This window comes from Enterobacter cloacae complex sp. 302F9 (assembly GCF_050030335.1).
Taxonomy (GTDB): domain Bacteria; phylum Pseudomonadota; class Gammaproteobacteria; order Enterobacterales; family Enterobacteriaceae; genus Enterobacter; species Enterobacter hormaechei_C.
In genome coordinates, this window is record NZ_JBLGUC010000001.1 from 3,623,686 (window position 1) to 3,640,245 (window position 16,560).

Sequence of the window (16,560 nt, forward strand, 5' to 3'; positions counted from 1 at the left end):
TGACCCCAGGCCAACACTATGTCTGAAGAGAGCGAGAGCGACAAAACAGAAGACCCCACACCCCACCGAAAACAGAAAGCGCGGGAGGAAGGTCAGGTTCCGCGTTCGCGCGAGCTGACCACCCTTGCCATGCTTCTGGTGGGCTGGGGGCTTATCGTCGGCGCAGGTAGCCATCTGGCGACGCAGCTTGAATCTATTCTGCACAACGGGCTGACCTTTGATCGACTGCTGATCCGCGACCCGCAGAATATGTTACATCGTGCAGCCTCGCTGTTGAGCATGGCTTTTCTCGCCATTCTGCCCTTCGCCAGCGGGCTGTACGTGACCGCAATAACGGCACCGTCGATTATCGGCGGCCTGAACGCAAGCAGTAAGGCGCTAAAGGTTAATCTTAAAAAACTTAATCCCGTCACCGGTATCAAGCGTCTTTTCTCTGCCCAAATGGTATCAGAGATGATCAAAAGCATCCTCAAGGTGCTGTTGGCCGCCACGGGGGGAGGACTGTTTTTACTGCTCAATAAAAGCAGGTTCATCAATCTAATGTATGAACCGTTGGGCGGCGCGCTAAACGACATCAGCAACCTGCTGATTGGCTGCATGCTGTACGTGATTTTGTCACTGATCCCCATGGTGGCCTTCGACGTGATTTATCAGCTCTGGAGCAACTTTAAGAAGCTGAGAATGAGCCGCCAGGAGATAAAGGATGAATTTAAAAACCAGGAAGGTGACCCGCACATTAAGGGTCGCGTCAGGCAGATTCAGCGCCAGATGGCACAAAGCCGCATGATGGCCGAGGTGCCCACCGCCGATGTGGTCGTCAACAACCCGACCCACTATTCCGTGGCGCTGAAGTACCAGGAAGGCACCATGGGCGCACCGATCGTCGTCGCAAGCGGCAGTGGACTTATTGCCCTGCGCATCCGCGAGATGGCTGAAGAAAATCGGGTTCCGATGCTGGAAGCGCCACCGCTGGCGCGTGCGCTTTACCGGCACTGCGAGCCGGGTCAGCCGGTGCCCGGTGAATTATATAACGCTGTTGCCGAAGTCCTGGCCTGGGTATATAGCCTGCGCCGGTGGCGTAAAGGCTTTGGCTTGCGCCCAACAGAACCTAAAGATTTGCCGGTTCCCCCGGCGCTCGATTTTGCACAAGAGAGTAAAGAGTAATGGCTAATATCGCCACCAAATTACGTTTGCCCGGCATCAAGGAGACCCAGTGGCAGGTACTGGCCGGTCCAGTCCTGATCATGACGATCCTTGCGATGATGATCCTGCCGCTGCCAACCTTCGTGTTGGACTTGCTGTTTACCTTTAATATTGTACTGGCGATCATGATCCTTCTGGTCGCCATGTTTACCCAGAATACGCTGGAGTTTTCCGCCTTCCCGACGGTACTGCTCTTCTCAACGCTGCTTCGCCTGGCGCTAAACGTCGCCTCAACGCGCGTTATCCTGATGCACGGCCATAACGGCGCTGACGCCGCGGGCCAGGTCATCGAAGCTTTCGGCCACTTCCTGGTAGGCGGCAACTTTGCCATCGGCATCGTCGTTTTTATCATATTGATAATTATAAACTTTATGGTCATCACCAAGGGGGCCGGGCGTATTGCAGAAGTGGGTGCCCGCTTTACCCTTGACGGTATGCCCGGTAAACAAATGGCAATCGATGCCGACCTGAACGCCGGTCTGATCGGCGAGGAGGAGGCCAAACGCCGTCGAAAAGAGGTGACTCAGGAGGCAGATTTTTACGGCTCCATGGACGGTGCGAGCAAATTTGTGCGTGGCGATGCCATCGCAGGCCTGCTGATCATGGCAATAAACATTATCGGTGGCCTGATTATCGGCGTAATGCAGCATGATATGACCCTCAGCGCAGCGGGAGAAGCCTACACGCTGTTGACCATCGGTGACGGCCTGGTTGCGCAGATCCCTGGTCTTGTGATCTCCACCGCGGCAGGTGTCGTTGTAACGCGTGTGGTCAACGAGCAGGACGTAGGCGAGCAGATGGTCGGCCAGCTGTTTACCTCACCTCGCGTGCTTGCCCTCTCTGCGGCCGTAATTGGTTTGCTGGGGCTAATCCCAGGCATGCCCAATCTGGTCTTTTTACTCTTTACCTCCTCACTTTTAGGCATTGCATGGTGGCTGCGGGGCCAGGAAGGTAAGGCGAAAAAAACGGGCTCCGCCCCCTCCGCCCCTACCCGAGCTGAAGCCGACGTGGCGCAGGTTAATGAAGCGACATGGTCTGACGTGCAGATGGAAGATGTACTGGGGCTGGAGGTTGGCTATCGACTGATCCCTATGGTCGATCATGAACAGCAGGGCCAGCTGTTAACCCGCGTACGGGGTATTCGTAAGAAGTTCGCGCAGCAGATGGGCTTTCTGCCGCCAGCAGTTCATATTCGCGATAATCTCGACCTGCCGCCGACTCACTATCGTATTCTGCTAAAAGGGGTGACGATTGGTAAAGGCGAGGTCCAGCCCGATCGCTGGATGGCGATCGATCCAGGCTGTGCAGAGGGAGAAGTGCCCGGTACGCCCTGTAAAGAACCAACCTTTGGACTTCCCGCTCTATGGATCGATGAAGTCCATCGCGAGCTGGCGCAGACGCTGGGCTATACCGTAGTCGATCCATGTTCCGTCGTCGCTACGCACCTGAACCACCTTATCAGCACCCACACGGACGAACTTTTCGGTCGCCAGGAGGCGCAGCAGCTGCTTGACCAGCTCACCAAACAGTCGCCGAAGCTGATAGAGGATTTGATCCCCGGGGTAATCAGCCTGACCACGCTGCACAAAGTACTGCAAAATCTGCTCTCCGAGCGCGTGCCGATCCGCGATATGCGGACCATCATCGACACGCTGGCTGAGTATGCCACTCCTCAGTCTGACGCTGACGAGCTGACGGCCCGCGTGCGCGCTCGCCTCTCCCGGGCGATTACGCAGCAGTGGTTCCCTGGCGACGACGATATCCAAATAATCGGCCTTGATATGTCACTTGAGCAGTTGCTGGTACAGGCAACCCAGAGCGGAAGCGCTATCGAGCCGGGAATTGCCGAGAATTTAATGAAACAGACCGAGCAGGCGTTGCAGCATCAGGAAGCGCTGGGTGCGCCGCCGGCTCTGCTGGTGAACCCGGCGCTGCGTTTGATGCTGTCCCGCTATCTTCGTCGCATCTTCCCTCAGCTTGCAGTGCTCTCCAGCCAGGAGATAAACACTCAGCGCAACGTGAGAATGACGTATCTCATTGGAGGTAAATCGTGATAAGAGCCGCCTTGCTTGTTCTGCTGCTTGTGCCACCGGCGTTTGCTGCGGACGGTTCATGGAGCAGCCATAGTTTTGGCGGCACGCTGTCGCGCGGCAAGCAGGTACTGAAAAGTCGTCCAGTTCAGCCCGCCGCGCCCCTTCCGAAAGGGGTTACGCCGACGCATCTGCTGTGGAAGATTACACCGGACGGCCCCACGCCGCCGGGCTTTCGCATTCGCGTCTGTAGCAGCCTGCGCTGTCTGATGCTCAGGGAACTGGCGGGCGAAATCCCGTTGCCAGCGGGTTTCCCGGCCGCGGGCCCCTTTCGCTTTGAGTATCAGTCGGTAGCGCGCGGCGAAATGACGCCGCCGCTGACAATACTGAAAAATGAAATCACAATAAGGTATCGCGGCAAGGGGCCATCGGCGCCTTAAGAGAGGTTCTGACAAACGGTACCGCTCTGGCGATATCCTGCCTTAAACCTCAGCACCTCATTTATCCCGCCCAGCGCCCCCTCACATGCCAGCGCCAGCGTCATCAGCATCGTCTCATCCTCCTGCGCCGATAACATCTCCATCCCTACCGGCAGCCCGATACGGCTTACGCCACAGGGCAACGTAATGGCAGGCAGGCCGCTGATGGCGGCCAGTTCCGGCGCGCAGCCTGGCGGCATCTTCGCCATACTTTCTGGTAATCGTTGTACGGTGGGATACACAAATCCGTCGATGCGCTGCACCTCCGCCACCTGGCAAAGGTTCTGCCGCAACAGGCGCTGAAAGCGACGCCCCGCCAGCCAGAGCGGGGTTTTCAGCGTGTTACTCGCCAGCATCTGATGTAGAAACGGCGCAAACTCTGGCAGGAAAGCGCCGGAGTCCACAATGCTTGTCAGTCCGGAGGGAGCGCCAGGCTGTTTGCTAAGCCAGTCGTCAATCGCCACGCGAAATTCATACAGACTGAGGCAGGTGGCCTGCCTCACCTCTTCAAGGAAGGGGAGTGAAACCTCCACCAGCGTCGCTCCGGCACGGCGCAACGTGTGCAGCGCCGACTGCCAGACCTCCAGCTGTACCTCATCCTCTCCCTGTAACGCGGTCACCATGCCAAAGCGAACGCCTTTCAGCGAACGCACAGGAAGCGCAACCGGCGGCAGGCCATGGATCACCGCATGCAGCAAGGCGGCATCCTCAACGCTATGTACCATTGGCCCAACGGTATCTTTGCTGGGCGAGAGCGGCGCCACGCCGTCCAGCTGTGAACGGCGAAAGGCAGGCCGTAGCCCCACCAGCCCGGTATAGCTACAGGGAATGCGGATAGAGCCGCCGGTATCGGTACCCAATGCGCCATCCGCCATTCCAGCCGCCACCGCCGCGGCGCATCCTCCGCTGGAACCTCCGGCGGTGAGTGTCGGGCAAAGTGGATTCGCCACATCACCCCCCAGCGAGCTACGCGAGCGCACATCGAACGCGAACTCGGACATATTGGCCCTGGCAAGAATAATCGCCCCCGCTCTGCGCAATCGCTGCACGACCCGAGCATCCGCTGTCGCGTTAAGTGAGGCCAGCGCACGGCAGCCAAGGGTGATCGGCATCGGCGCGCAGGCAATATTATCTTTGACGATCAGCGGCACGCCGTGCAGGGGGCCGATCGGCTCTCCACGCCGACGCTGCTGCTGATGCTGTTCCGCCTGAGACATGGCGTCAGGGTTAACCCCGAGGATCGCGTTGAGCGCCCGGTGCTGCTGTATGACGTCGAGACGGCGGGCAATTTCCTCCGGACAGTCGTCTGGCGGTATCAGGCGCTTCATAGTCTCAGGCTCCCCGTGCTGAAAACCGGGCAGAAGGCTGCCCGGGATACGTTTTAGTCCCGCATGCCGGTAGTAATGGCATCAATGTCCTGCGGACGCAGACGAATTTCCGCCGCCCGTCGGTGCCCCTGCATCCCTTCGGTACGGCTCTGGCGGATCGCCGGTTCTGCGATTGCCGGGATACCCTGCTCGTCAATCCACTGATGGGTACAGATTTTGACGTATGCCCCTACCCACAGACCGCCGGTATAGCGTGCCGCCGCCATCGTCGGTAACGTATGGTTGGTGCCGCAGCATTTATCGGAGAACACCACGCTGGCGTTCTGGCCAATAAACAGCGAGCCATAGTTGCGGATCTTCGCTGCCGTCGCGTGCGGATCGCGGGTATGCACCTGCAAATGCTCCGTCGCCATATGGTCAGCAAACGCAATCAGCTGCGCTTCATCTTCGCAGAGCACAATCTCACCCTGCCGGCGCCACGCCTCGCCCGCCGTGGCGGCCGTTGGCAGGCTGGCAAGCTGACGCTCAACCTCCGCCAGGGTACGCTCAGCGATATCCCGGCTGGTTGTCGCCAGCCCGACGCGGGTATGAATATCGTGTTCTGCCTGCGCCAGCATATCGGCGGCCAGAATGCGCGGATCGGCGCTGTCGTCGACGATAGTGAAAATCTCGCTCGGCCCGGCGAGGGCATCAATGCCGACTCGACCAAACACCTGGCGTTTCGCTTCGTTAACGAAGGCGTTGCCTGGCCCAACGATTTTGTCCACCGACGGAATACTCTCCGTTCCCCAGGCCATAGCCGCAATGGCCTGCGCGCCGCCAACTTTGAAAATGCGGTGCGCGCCCGCCAGATGGCAAACTGCAATCATCGCCGGATGGGCGCCCGGGGGCAGACAGGCGATAATCTGTTCACAGCCCGCCACCGTCGCAGGAACAATCGACATCACGGGTGCGGAGAGAATCGGATACCGTCCGCCCGGCACGTAGCAGCCCACCGTCTGCACCGGGATGATCCGGTGACCGAGATGCACGCCAGGCAGCGTCTCTACCTCCAGCGGCAGCATGGTCGCCAGCTGCGCCTGCGCAAAACGACGCACCTGATTAATGGCAAACTCACTGTCGCGGCGCGTCTGGGCATCCATCCCCTCCAGTGCTTCGGCAATCTCCTGCTCGCTCACCTCAAACTGCGCCGGTACGACATGATCAAACTGCTGCGAAAAGGCTCTTAGCGCCGTATCGCCCTCGGCTTTCACGCGCTCGATAATGGCGCTGACCTTCTCCGTCAGGGAACGATCGGCCTGCGCATCCTGCCCCTGCGGGCGCTTAATCCAGCTCACCTGATTTAACATTTACGCGTCCTCCATCTGGCCGAGTTTGATCTGCGCCAGCAGCGCCAGATGGTCATAAACCACCCACTCATCAACAATTTTTCCGTTGACGATGTGGTAGTGCGACATGCCCATCACGAACAGTCGTTCTCCGGTCGGCTTGCCGAGTTCGCCGTAACCCAGGTGATGTCCTTCGATAATCCAGCGTACGGCCACTTTGACGCCGCCTTCATCGCACGGGTTGGAACAAATATGCTGCGGCAGCCACGCGCCGTCAGGGATCATCCCCACCAGCGCCAGCGTCTGATGGGTTACCGCCGCGGTGCCGTACAGCTCTTTCATCAGCGGACCGTGCCACTGTACGTTAGGCGCATACACTTCTTTGATCTTGCCAAACATCCGGCGGTTGTAGATCTCATGCAGCCAGCGCAGGCACTGCTCCTCCGTATCGGTGTGCGCAATGGAAACATCGCACTCCATCTCCGGCGGATATTGCCCCAGCATGCGGCCGTTTTCGCCGATGTCCATCACGCGGAAGCCTTTATCGAACTGCTCCTTTGCCATATTAAATGCGATTTGATCGGTATTCAGGCCAAGCTGTTTCATCAGTGACATATTGTCGCTGACCACCCACTCCCGATAAATTTTATTCTCGTGGATCATGCAATCCGCCACGGTACGCGTCACAAACGTACGGTTCGTCGGCTTACCTAAATGGCTGTGCTGGGTATGCCGCCCGCTTCCCGTCACCAGGTGAGAGGTATAAAAACCGTCAACATCATTTCCGTTCCAGATAACCTGGGTTGCCATTCCGCGCCGTTCCGGGAAGGCAATTAAGCGTTGCAGCGTATCCTGTACCACCTGTTCGCGGTTATAGAGTGTCCCCAGCGCGTTATACAGCACGCAGTTATGGGTATAGTGAGAATAAATTAAGCCAACATCGCGCTCGTCCCATATTTTATGGGTGCAGCGAACGATATAATCGACAATATCGGTATAGCAGTCATCAAAGCCGCGTAATGATTGCACGCGCGGTCTTTTTTCCGGTACCAGATCGACAAAATCACGACGCTCCACCTGTAATACAGGTTCCTCTTTCAGCGATTTCACGCTGCTTTTTTCGGGTACGGCTGGTGCTTTATTTGTTGCTTCGGTGGAAGACATATAAACTCCTGCTCTGTTTTCAGACAATAAGAACCCGCACCCGTAAGTGAGGGTGAATTAAACACGGTTATTTTTTGCAGCCGGAATAAGGGGGCTGCCGCCCCATTAATTAAATATTTGCGACCAAATCGCTAATTCATCGATCCCCAGATATTCACGGAAAATTAAACCATCACGTAATTCAAGCTGGCTGATACCGGTAATTGATATGGGTTTACGGGTCGGCGCACCAAATTTGCCGTAACCGTCATGCCAGGTTAACAACGACCAGCGCAATGAAAGTCGAATCGGCTCATTAGGATCTTTACGCACAATCAGGTGATGAAGCTGCGTTTCGCTGTCGGCAAATGAAGCGCGATAACCGGAAAGCTGTGCGCCAATTTCCTGTTCGCCGGTGCAGAGGCAGTGCCCCGGCGCGTACAGCGTCGCCGCCGGGTGATAGAGACCGGGCACCACGCCGCTGTTACCGCCCGCCCACATCGTTAAGTAGCGCTCAACGACCCCGGCCAGCGCCCCTTCCACGTCGTCGCCCTCAGGCCCACCCGCCCAGCGGGCGTCCAGCGTCTCAGCAGACACAGATTCCAGCCCAAGCTGCTGGCGCATGGTCGCCAGGTTAAAAGCAAAGTCGCGGACATCCAGCCCCAGTTGCGCCACAATCGCAGCACGATCCTGAAGCAGCCACTCCTGGCGTACGGCACCATCAACACAAATGCGATCGGCCCAGGTGCGGACCCAGACATTTTTCCCGGTCGGCGGGCCAAAAAATCCCTCCCCCTGGTGCTGAATGCGGGCTACGGTACGCTGCGCCGCATAGTACTCGTCCCCCGGGTTCTGGCTGCACAGAATATCCTCCGTCAGCACCGCTCGCTGCGGGAAGCTGTGCATCGCCTCAAGCGTCAGGCGCATAAACTGGGAAAGCTCATGCAGCTGTTTTTCGGGGGTAGTGAAAACCACCGGCGTGGCGTAAAAATCCGCCAGCTGGCCGATATCTTTCTGCTCCCACACCACGTGCGTCAGCGTCAAAATGAACTGCTGGATAGAGTCGAATTGAGGGCTGAAGCCCCGCAATCTGGTCATGTGCGCTCCTTAGACTGGAATAGCGTTAAACCATTGGTTTCGATAACGCCGCTGCGTGGGCGACGCGCCGAGTGGCGTATCACCAGCGTACCGGGCACCGTAATCTGTTCAGGCTCTATGGTTCCGCTGTCAATTTGCTTCATTAACAGTTCCACCGTGGCATCCACCATCGCGCCGACCGGCTGCGACGCCGAGGTCAACGCATAAGAGGGCCAGCCGGAAGGGCCGATGTCGTCATAGCCGACAACGGAGACCTCCTCCGGAATGCGCAAACCAAACTCATAGCGCGCCACATCCATTACCGTGACGGCCATATGATCGTTGGCGACAAAGACCGCATCCGGCGCTGGCGACGTCGAAAACAGGGTATAGGCTGCCCGGGTGGTTTGCTGAGCGTCGTAATTCCCGTGCACCACCCGGACATCGGTGATGCCATGTTCTTCCAGCGTGGAAATGAACCCGCGCTGGCGGGCGATATTGACCGGGGAATCGGCCACGCCGCCCACGTAGGCAAAACGCTTGTGCTCCCCCGCCAGCAGAAACTCGGCAATCTGCCGCGCGGCCGCTTCGTTATTACTGTTGACGCTGGAGGCCATGCCACTCTCTTCGCTGCGGTTAAACAGCACTACTGGGATCCCGGCGGCAAGGCACTCCTCGGATAACTCCAGCGACAGCGTCACCGAGGCCAGCACAATGCCATCCACCCGGTACTGCATAATCTGGTCAAAAATACGGTCTACGTTACCTTCCCGATCGCCAACGAACAGCAGCAGGTGATAGTTCAGCGTATCCAGCTTTTGCGCCAGCGCCTCCAGCACCTGCGAGTAAAAGGGGTTATCAAAGTAAGAAATGACGACACCGATAATGCGCGAACGAGCCGTGTTGAGCGAACGGGCGATCGCATTCGGGCGATAGCCCAGCTCGCGCGCTGCCTTCAGCACTTTTTCACGCGTTGCCGGTGAAATGCTGGCCCCCGGCGTGAACGTTCGCGACACCGCAGATTGCGATACCCCCGCCAGCTGAGCGACCTGTTGGGATGTGACTGCTGCAAAAGTCTTACGTTTCATTACCCCTGATTCCTTATCAACGTCCTGCCCATTTGCACGTGCTTCAAACGCCTCAGCAAGTGGGTGTTTTTTATACTTACACCACCTTTGCATGCGTATGCAACACAAAAAATTAAAATTCTCACAACAAGATCGAGATCACTTTACAAATGTGAAACCTTTTCGTAACTTCAAATCTTGAATACGTATGCAAAGAGTTTTCATACCGTCAATGGTACCGGAGAGAACAGGAGTCGCCCAAAGGATTGAACCGGTAAACGTCGTCCCTGACTGGTTATAACCCATTAATTCTTAAGAGGTTCAAAACCATGTTTCAAGCACTGTTACGCCGTCGGGAAGCCCGGCTCTTTTTCATCATCAGCATCCTGTTCTTTATCTGCATTCATAGCATTGATGCATTCCTGGCCCCCATGATGATCAACCAGGGCATTGAGCCACAGATCATGGGCATCATCATGGGCGCGTCCGGTCTGGCAACCCTTCTGATACGCTTCCCGTTAGGCATTATTTCCGACGTGGTTAAAAGCCGCAGGATCTTCATCCAGATTGGCCTGCTGCTGCCAATTATCGCCTGGCCGATTGCCTGGCTTGAACCCAACGCCATTACGCTGTATCTGGCGAAAGCGGCAGACGGTGTCACGGCGGCGACCTGGGTACTGTACAACATCCTGTTCATGCGTTACTTCGGTCGCAACGAAGCGCCTGCCGCCGTCGCGCTGCTGGCGCTGGCAGGGCCCATCGGCGTGTTTCTCGGTAACTGTATTGGCGCGGTGCTGATTCACTATTTCGCCAATAACATCGCCTTTTTTGTCTCCTGCATCTCCGCCCTGGTGGCGTTATTCCTGACGACCCGCATTCAGGACGTGCACGACCCGGTTCAGGCCCCCACGCTTAAAGCCTGCATTACCGGCGCGCGCCAGCAGCTGGCCGACCGTTCCGTCTGGCTGATTGGCATCCTGGCGACCGTCGTCATTCTGGTGCCCTTCGCCACCCGCGACACGCTGACGCCGGTCTATGCCGAGCAGCTTGGCGCCCGGGCGGGGATCCTCGCGCTGCTGGGTAACATTCACCTTCTTTTTTACGGGCTGGCCATCGCCCTGTGCAGCTCGGTGTTTTATCAGCGCCTTGGGCTGGTAAAAACCGCCGTGCTCGGCATCGTTTTACAGGTGATTTCCACTTTCGGCATTCCCTTTACCAGCAATATCTATGTGATTTACCTGTGGCAGGCGCTGGCGGGGTTCTCGTTCGGTATGGCCTTTGCCGCATTCATGTCGCTAAGCGTAGTGAATACCTCGTCTGATGAACAATCCACGCGAATGGGACTATTCCAGACCATTTATTCCTGCGGCATGTTTGTCGGGCCGGTAATGATGGGCGTAATGATGCAACATATTAACCTGTCGTCCGGTTATATATTGATTGCCGCCCTTTCCGTTGTGGCCGCTATTGCCACGCCGCTGTCCGCTCGATGGGTATATGCCCGTAAAACGCAAACCTCAGCCCAATTATTAAAAAACGGTGCGTACGCTGCCGCGCCGGATCAATAACCCTTTCTGAAGTAAACACCCTTTCCCGGCTCGCCGGGAGGACAACTGACATCTGAAAAAGGTAAGGAGAAGCGAGTGTCCTGGAAATTAAAAACCGGTAAATCTACCGAAGAGCGCCAGCAAGCCAACCAGCAAATAAGAGAAACGGTTGAACAAATACTTGCGGATATTGAAAAACGCGGAAATAAAGCCATTCGCGAATTATCCATTAAATTCGATCGTTATGACCGTCAGGATTATCGTCTGACGTCCGCGGAGATTGACCGCTGCATAAAACAGTTAAGCCGCCAGGATATTCAGGATATTGAATTTGCCCAACAGCAGGTGGCGAATTTTGCCCGCGCGCAGAAAGAATGTCTGCGGGACCTGGAAATTGAAACACGTCCCGGGGTGATCCTCGGGCATAAAAATATTCCGATTAACGCCGTAGGATGTTACGTGCCTGGCGGAAAATATCCCCTGCTCGCCTCCGCGCACATGTCGATCATCACTGCCAGCGTGGCGGGGTGTTCAAGAATCATCAGCTGTGCCCCGCCGTTTAACGGTCAGCCCGCCCCGGCGATTGTCGCGGCGCAAAAAATGGCTGGCGCAACGGAAATCTATGCCCTTGGCGGCATTCAGGCGATAGGCGCCATGGCGCTGGGCACGGACTCGCTGGCACCGGTCGACATGCTGGTCGGGCCCGGTAACGCCTTCGTTGCGGAGGCCAAACGCCAGCTGTTCGGCCGGGTAGGTATCGATCTGTTTGCCGGTCCGACGGAAACGCTGGTGATTGCCGATGACACTGTTGACGCGGAAATGTGCGCCACGGACCTGCTGGGCCAGGCCGAACACGGCGTCACCACCCCTGCCATCCTGCTGACGAACTCGCTTCAACTTGCCAAAGAGACGCTCAGCGAAGTGGAACGGCTGCTGGAAAAGCTCCCTACCGCCGACATTGCCCGCCAGTCGTGGCAGGACTACGGGGAAATCATCGTCTGCGACAGCCACGAAGAGATGCTGCTGGAGGCAGATCGTATCGCTTCCGAACATGTTCAGGTGATGACCGACCGGGACGACTGGTTCCTGGCTAACCTGACCAATTACGGCGCGCTGTTCCTTGGACCGCGTACTAACGTGGCCTACGGCGATAAGGTGATCGGCACCAACCACACCCTGCCCACGCAGAAAGCCGCACGTTATACCGGCGGCCTGTGGGTGGGCAAGTTCATGAAAACCTGCACCTTCCAGAAAGTCCTCAGCGACGAAGCCACTGCCGAAATCGGCAGCTATTGTTCCCGTCTGTCGCTGCTGGAAGGGTTCGCCGGACATGCCGAGCAGGCCAATATTCGCGTGCGCCGTTATGGCCAGACGGAAGTTCCCTACGCCACACCGGCCCCGGTCAGGGAAAAGGTGTAAGCCATGACGCTTTTGCAAACGCCCTCTTTCACCCTGCACGGCAAACGCGCGCTGGTGACCGGCGGGTCAAGAGGGATTGGCTTCGCCGCCGCCGTCGCCCTCGCACAGGCGGGAGCAGAGGTATGGATCGCCGCCCGGGGCCGCGAGGCGCTGGCGCATGCCACAGGTCTGGCAGCGGAACACAGTCTCGCATTTCACCCGCTGGAACTGGATATTACCGACACTCAGGAGGTGGCGCGTGTGCTGGCGACGTTGCCCACGCCCGACATTCTGGTGAACAGTGCCGGGCTGGCCCGCCACCAGCCGTTTCTTGAGGTGAACGAGGAAAATTTCGATGCGGTGATGGCGCTTAACCTGCGCGCCACCTTTTTTATCAGCCAGCATGTGGCGCGCAGAATGCGGGCGGACGGTAAGGGGGGATCAATTATTCACATCTCATCGCAAATGGGACACGTTGGTGGCCCCGAGCGTAGCGTGTACTGTGCCTCCAAATTCGCGCTTGAAGGGTTAACCCGAACGATGGCGCTGGAGCTGGGCGATGCGGGGATCCGTGTCAATACGCTGTGCCCGACCTTCATTGAAACCGACCTGACGCGTTCGTCGCTCGCCGACCCGGCATTTCGCCGCTATGTGCTGGACAACATCAAACTGCGCCGGCCAGGCAGGCTGGAGGACATTATGGGGCCGGTGGTGTTCCTCGCCTCTGAAGCCGCCGGGCTGATCACCGGCAGCGCCCTGATGGTTGACGGCGGCTGGACGGCTACGTGAGGGATGCAATGGAATATCCGCTTCTGGACAATACCGATCTGCCGCTGGTGCTGCTTGGTGGCACGCTCTGTAACGCCCGGCTCTGGCAGCCCGTCATTGAACGGCTGAACGTCTCAGCGGTGCTGTGCATCACGCTGACGGGCGCAGAGTCCGCGCCGCAGGCGTCACGGCGGTTGTTAAAGGTTCTGCCACCGCGCTTTCTGCTGGCGGGCTTTTCGCTCGGCGCGATTGTCGCGCTGCAAATGGCCGCCGACGCGCCAGAAAGAGTGAACGGGCTGACGCTGATTTCCGTTAATCCGTTGCCCGTTGCGCCAGACACCCTCGCTTCACGCCGGGAAGCGGTACACACCGCACAGGCGCGGGGCCTGGCCGACTGGCTGGTCTCCTCGCTATGGCAGAGCTATGTCGCCCCGTCACGTCTGTCCGATCGGATCCTGCAAGAGACTATTTGCCGAATGGCGCAAGAGTGCGGCATTGAGACCTTTGAGGAGCAAACGGAAATGGCCATTCACCGGCAGGACAACCGGGCTGCGTTTAACGCCCTCTCCTGCCCCACATTACTTCTAAACGGCGCGCAGGACGTTATCAGCACGCCTCATCATCATCAGCTACTGGCAGCAGGCAACGCGAACGTGACCAGGCATACGGTGGAGGCTGGCGGGCATTTTATTCCGCTGGAAACCCCGGATGAGATCGCGCCGCTGCTGCGTCAGTGGATAACGGAGTGCATACAGTGCGCAAAAACAGTTTAAAGACCGCATTTCTGGAAAATACCCCGATCGTTAACGGCTGGCTGGCGATCCCGTCCGGGTATAGCGCGGAAATTATGGGCCATCAGGGTTACGACGCCGTCACCGTCGATTTGCAGCACGGCATGATTGATTTTGCCAGCGCGTTGTCGATGCTACAGGCGCTATCGAGCACGCCTGCCGTGCCGCTGGTGAGGGTGGCAGATAACGATCCGGCGCAAATCATGCGCGTATTAGACGCCGGCGCGTATGGCGTAATCTGTCCGATGATCTCCAGCGCGGAACAGGCTCGCCGTTTTGTCGCTGCCTGTCGCTATCCACCGCTGGGTGTTCGCTCCTTTGGTCCGGCCAGAGGTCTACTCTACGGCGGCAGTGATTATCCACAGCACGCTAACGACGAGATCCTGACGCTGGCAATGATCGAAACCCGCGAAGGGCTGGCGGATCTTGACGCCATCCTTGATACCGAAGGGCTGGACGGTGTGTTTATTGGCCCCAACGATCTCTCGCTGACGCTGACCGGCAGCGCCAGCGCCGAATCCCAACATCCCGAAATGCTTGCTGCTATTGAGCGGGTGATTCACTGCTGCCGCCAGCAGCAGAAGATTGCCGGTATTTTCTGTACTTCCGGCGCGGCCGCCGCAGCGCGTATTGCGCAGGGTTTCCAGTTTGTTACCCCAGCAAACGACGTTATGCAGCTGGGTCGCGCCTCACGTGAAGCAATTGCTCTCGCCCGCGGCAACGCCATCCCTACCACCGGTGCATCCGGTTATTAAAAGGAGAAATGATGAAAACTATCCATCTTACCCAGAGCCAGGCACGAACACGGTTAATCGCCCCCGACGATATGGTTTCCTGCAATCTTGCCTTTATTGATTGCAAGCTGCCCGGTTCGCATCTCAAACAAAACTATTCCTTCATCGGCCCGGGTGTAACTCAGTCCAGCGAGCAGATTGTTAATATCCCCGAGCCGCACGGCTTTAACATTGGCGCGGCGGCTATGCCGAAAGGGGTAACCAATAACCTGCATCTGCATTTCACCGCAGAAGTGTTCCTGATCCATGAAGGGACATGGCGTTTTCGCTGGGGCGCCAACGGCGAGCATGAAGCGGAATTTAGCGCGCCCACCATCCTCTCAATACCGACCTGGATCTTCCGCGGTTTCACCAACGTCAGTAAAGAAGATACCTGCGGCATGGTATTTACCGTGCTCGGCGGGGACAACACGGGCGGCATCATCTGGCACCCGTCAGTGCTGGCGGCCGCCAGCGAGTACGGTATGTATCTCAGCAAGGATAATATGCTGATTGCGCAGGAGGCAGGTGAACCAACGCCCGATCCCGCCACGCTGCTGACGCCGCTGTCAGAGCAATATATTGCCGGTCTGCGTGACTACAGCGTTGAGGAGATGCGCCAGCGTGCGGTAACCGGCGATGATCGCTGCTGGTCAGCGCAGGGACTGCTGGACTCGGTGCTGCCGGGACACGGCGGCGAAATTGCGCCGGTTATCGGTTTCGGCATTTCACAGGATCGGGATTCCGCTCCCGCTATCCTGAGCCCGCACGGTTTTTCCGTCGAATGGCTGCGGCTTGCTGACGACCACATTGTCGGTCGCCATCTCTGCCCGGATATTCAGGTGATCATGGTCTTTAAAGGCCAGCTGGAGGTGACCTGGAACGAGGCGGGTAAGGAAGTCAGCATTATCGCCCCGGAACGTTCGGTGATCTCCATTCCGGCAAACAGCTGGCGCCGCTACCGCGCGGTTGATGGCAATGTGGAGTTTATTCTGACGACCCGGGGCGATCAGCGTAAGCGCCTGTACTGGGACGAAGCGATCCTGCACCAGGCGAGAGAACACAATCGCTGTCTCGATCCTGATGGCTACGTGGCGGATGCCGACATCCTGCCAGCCACGGCCCGTCGGGCCGGAGAAAAAGTAGAAAAAGTGCCAGCAGCTAACTGATTTTTACGGCAAAGTGGCGCAAAATAGGGGGGCAGGGATCGCCTGCACCATCATCAATAATGATGCACATAAAACGGATTGCATGATAAACATGGATGGAAAATCAAATGTACAGACCCATAGTCGTTATCCTCTTTATTCTTCTGACGCTCGCCGCACTGATTGAAATGGGGATTATCTCTTTCGGCTAAACCTCCCCCCTCAGAAAGGCCACATTTGCGGCCTTTTTATTTATGAAATATGTGAAGTCGACAGTTTATTTTTATGCGTAGCAGAATCCAAACCCAAACCGAAAATATATTTTATTAATGCGATTCTTTGAAATATATCATACAGCAGATGATTCACCCTAACTTAAATCATAATTAAGCAGTCATTAATATTCGCTGGAATTATAAATAAAGCCTGTGTATTCAGTATTATCCCCCTATCATCTCTTCCACTACCTAATCCCGACCG

At 57.2% G+C, this 16,560-nt stretch carries 14 protein-coding genes; 9 read left to right on the forward strand and 5 right to left on the reverse strand.

All coding sequences use genetic code 11. The features are described 5' to 3' along the window. The first annotated feature begins 18 nt into the window (after positions 1-18). From flhB to ACQG0T_RS17620, 3 genes are read left to right on the forward strand one after another with little or no spacing between them, the layout of a single operon-like run. Complete coding sequence (gene flhB, locus ACQG0T_RS17610) at positions 19-1,164, forward strand: flagellar biosynthesis protein FlhB (protein WP_032649240.1); 1,146 nt, start codon at positions 19-21, stop codon at positions 1,162-1,164. Beyond that, positions 1,164-3,257: a flagellar biosynthesis protein FlhA gene (gene flhA / locus ACQG0T_RS17615; protein ID WP_426723857.1), complete on the forward strand. Its 2,094-nt coding sequence runs from the start codon at positions 1,164-1,166 to the stop codon at positions 3,255-3,257. The genes flhB and flhA overlap by 1 nt, the downstream gene beginning before the upstream one ends. Further along, entirely contained in the window at positions 3,254-3,673 is a 420-nt protein-coding gene (locus ACQG0T_RS17620; RefSeq protein ID WP_369793900.1) for a flagellar protein FlhE, read from the forward strand. Before flhA ends, ACQG0T_RS17620 begins: the two co-directional genes overlap by 4 nt. Here the strand turns inward: ACQG0T_RS17620 and ACQG0T_RS17625 are convergent. From ACQG0T_RS17625 to ACQG0T_RS17645, 5 genes are all read right to left on the reverse strand, one after another. Further along, positions 3,670-5,040: an amidase gene (locus ACQG0T_RS17625; RefSeq protein ID WP_032649242.1), complete on the reverse strand. Its 1,371-nt coding sequence runs from the start codon at positions 5,038-5,040 to the stop codon at positions 3,670-3,672. The genes ACQG0T_RS17620 and ACQG0T_RS17625 overlap by 4 nt on opposite strands. A 53-nt stretch (positions 5,041-5,093) precedes the next feature. Further along, positions 5,094-6,389 (reverse strand): histidinol dehydrogenase, encoded by a 1,296-nt coding sequence (gene hisD, locus ACQG0T_RS17630; RefSeq protein ID WP_271040430.1) that lies wholly within the window; start codon positions 6,387-6,389, stop codon positions 5,094-5,096. Beyond that, on the reverse strand, positions 6,390-7,532 hold the full coding sequence (locus tag ACQG0T_RS17635) for an ester cyclase (RefSeq protein ID WP_015571629.1): 1,143 nt from the start codon (positions 7,530-7,532) through the stop codon (positions 6,390-6,392). It abuts the gene before it with no gap. Between the two features lie 105 nt (positions 7,533-7,637). After that, positions 7,638-8,609 carry a nuclear transport factor 2 family protein gene (locus ACQG0T_RS17640; protein ID WP_015571630.1) on the reverse strand — a complete coding sequence of 324 codons (972 nt, stop codon included), beginning with the start codon at positions 8,607-8,609 and terminating at the stop codon, positions 7,638-7,640. After that, positions 8,606-9,676: a LacI family DNA-binding transcriptional regulator gene (locus tag ACQG0T_RS17645; RefSeq protein WP_003862277.1), complete on the reverse strand. Its 1,071-nt coding sequence runs from the start codon at positions 9,674-9,676 to the stop codon at positions 8,606-8,608. Before ACQG0T_RS17645 ends, ACQG0T_RS17640 begins: the two co-directional genes overlap by 4 nt. A gap of 308 nt (positions 9,677-9,984) precedes the next feature. Between ACQG0T_RS17645 and ACQG0T_RS17650 the strand changes: the two genes are divergently transcribed. The 6 genes from ACQG0T_RS17650 (at position 9,985) to ACQG0T_RS17675 (ending at position 16,101) form a co-directional block, all read left to right on the forward strand. Next, on the forward strand, positions 9,985-11,223 hold the full coding sequence (locus ACQG0T_RS17650) for an MFS transporter (RefSeq protein ID WP_023295299.1): 1,239 nt from the start codon (positions 9,985-9,987) through the stop codon (positions 11,221-11,223). Between the two features lie 75 nt (positions 11,224-11,298). Further along, on the forward strand, positions 11,299-12,621 hold the full coding sequence (hisD, locus tag ACQG0T_RS17655; protein ID WP_017692807.1) for a histidinol dehydrogenase: 1,323 nt from the start codon (positions 11,299-11,301) through the stop codon (positions 12,619-12,621). Between the two features lie 3 nt (positions 12,622-12,624). After that, a complete protein-coding gene (locus ACQG0T_RS17660; RefSeq protein ID WP_023304287.1) occupies positions 12,625-13,389 on the forward strand; it encodes an SDR family NAD(P)-dependent oxidoreductase in 765 nt (254 codons plus the stop codon). Between the two features lie 8 nt (positions 13,390-13,397). Continuing rightward, positions 13,398-14,141 carry an alpha/beta fold hydrolase gene (locus ACQG0T_RS17665; RefSeq protein ID WP_180242647.1) on the forward strand — a complete coding sequence of 248 codons (744 nt, stop codon included), beginning with the start codon at positions 13,398-13,400 and terminating at the stop codon, positions 14,139-14,141. Further along, a complete protein-coding gene (locus tag ACQG0T_RS17670) occupies positions 14,123-14,914 on the forward strand; it encodes an HpcH/HpaI aldolase family protein (protein WP_023295301.1) in 792 nt (263 codons plus the stop codon). Before ACQG0T_RS17665 ends, ACQG0T_RS17670 begins: the two co-directional genes overlap by 19 nt. An 11-nt stretch (positions 14,915-14,925) precedes the next feature. Further along, on the forward strand, positions 14,926-16,101 hold the full coding sequence (locus ACQG0T_RS17675) for a hypothetical protein (RefSeq protein WP_023295302.1): 1,176 nt from the start codon (positions 14,926-14,928) through the stop codon (positions 16,099-16,101). Positions 16,102-16,560: the final 459 nt, after the last annotated feature.

What these genes read in the sequence shown, in the direction of transcription:
- flhB (WP_032649240.1), top strand. Translation starts at nt 19, where the DNA reads ATGTCTGAAGAGAGCGAGAGCGACAAAACAGAAGACCCCACACCCCAC.
- flhA (WP_426723857.1), top strand. Translation starts at nt 1,164, where the DNA reads ATGGCTAATATCGCCACCAAATTACGTTTGCCCGGCATCAAGGAGACC.
- ACQG0T_RS17625 (WP_032649242.1), bottom strand. Translation starts at nt 5,040, where the DNA reads ATGAAGCGCCTGATACCGCCAGACGACTGTCCGGAGGAAATTGCCCGC.
- hisD (WP_271040430.1), bottom strand. Translation starts at nt 6,389, where the DNA reads ATGTTAAATCAGGTGAGCTGGATTAAGCGCCCGCAGGGGCAGGATGCG.
- ACQG0T_RS17635 (WP_015571629.1), bottom strand. Translation starts at nt 7,532, where the DNA reads ATGTCTTCCACCGAAGCAACAAATAAAGCACCAGCCGTACCCGAAAAA.
- ACQG0T_RS17640 (WP_015571630.1), bottom strand. Translation starts at nt 8,609, where the DNA reads ATGACCAGATTGCGGGGCTTCAGCCCTCAATTCGACTCTATCCAGCAG.
- ACQG0T_RS17645 (WP_003862277.1), bottom strand. Translation starts at nt 9,676, where the DNA reads ATGAAACGTAAGACTTTTGCAGCAGTCACATCCCAACAGGTCGCTCAG.
- ACQG0T_RS17650 (WP_023295299.1), top strand. Translation starts at nt 9,985, where the DNA reads ATGTTTCAAGCACTGTTACGCCGTCGGGAAGCCCGGCTCTTTTTCATC.
- ACQG0T_RS17660 (WP_023304287.1), top strand. Translation starts at nt 12,625, where the DNA reads ATGACGCTTTTGCAAACGCCCTCTTTCACCCTGCACGGCAAACGCGCG.
- ACQG0T_RS17665 (WP_180242647.1), top strand. Translation starts at nt 13,398, where the DNA reads ATGGAATATCCGCTTCTGGACAATACCGATCTGCCGCTGGTGCTGCTT.
- ACQG0T_RS17675 (WP_023295302.1), top strand. Translation starts at nt 14,926, where the DNA reads ATGAAAACTATCCATCTTACCCAGAGCCAGGCACGAACACGGTTAATC.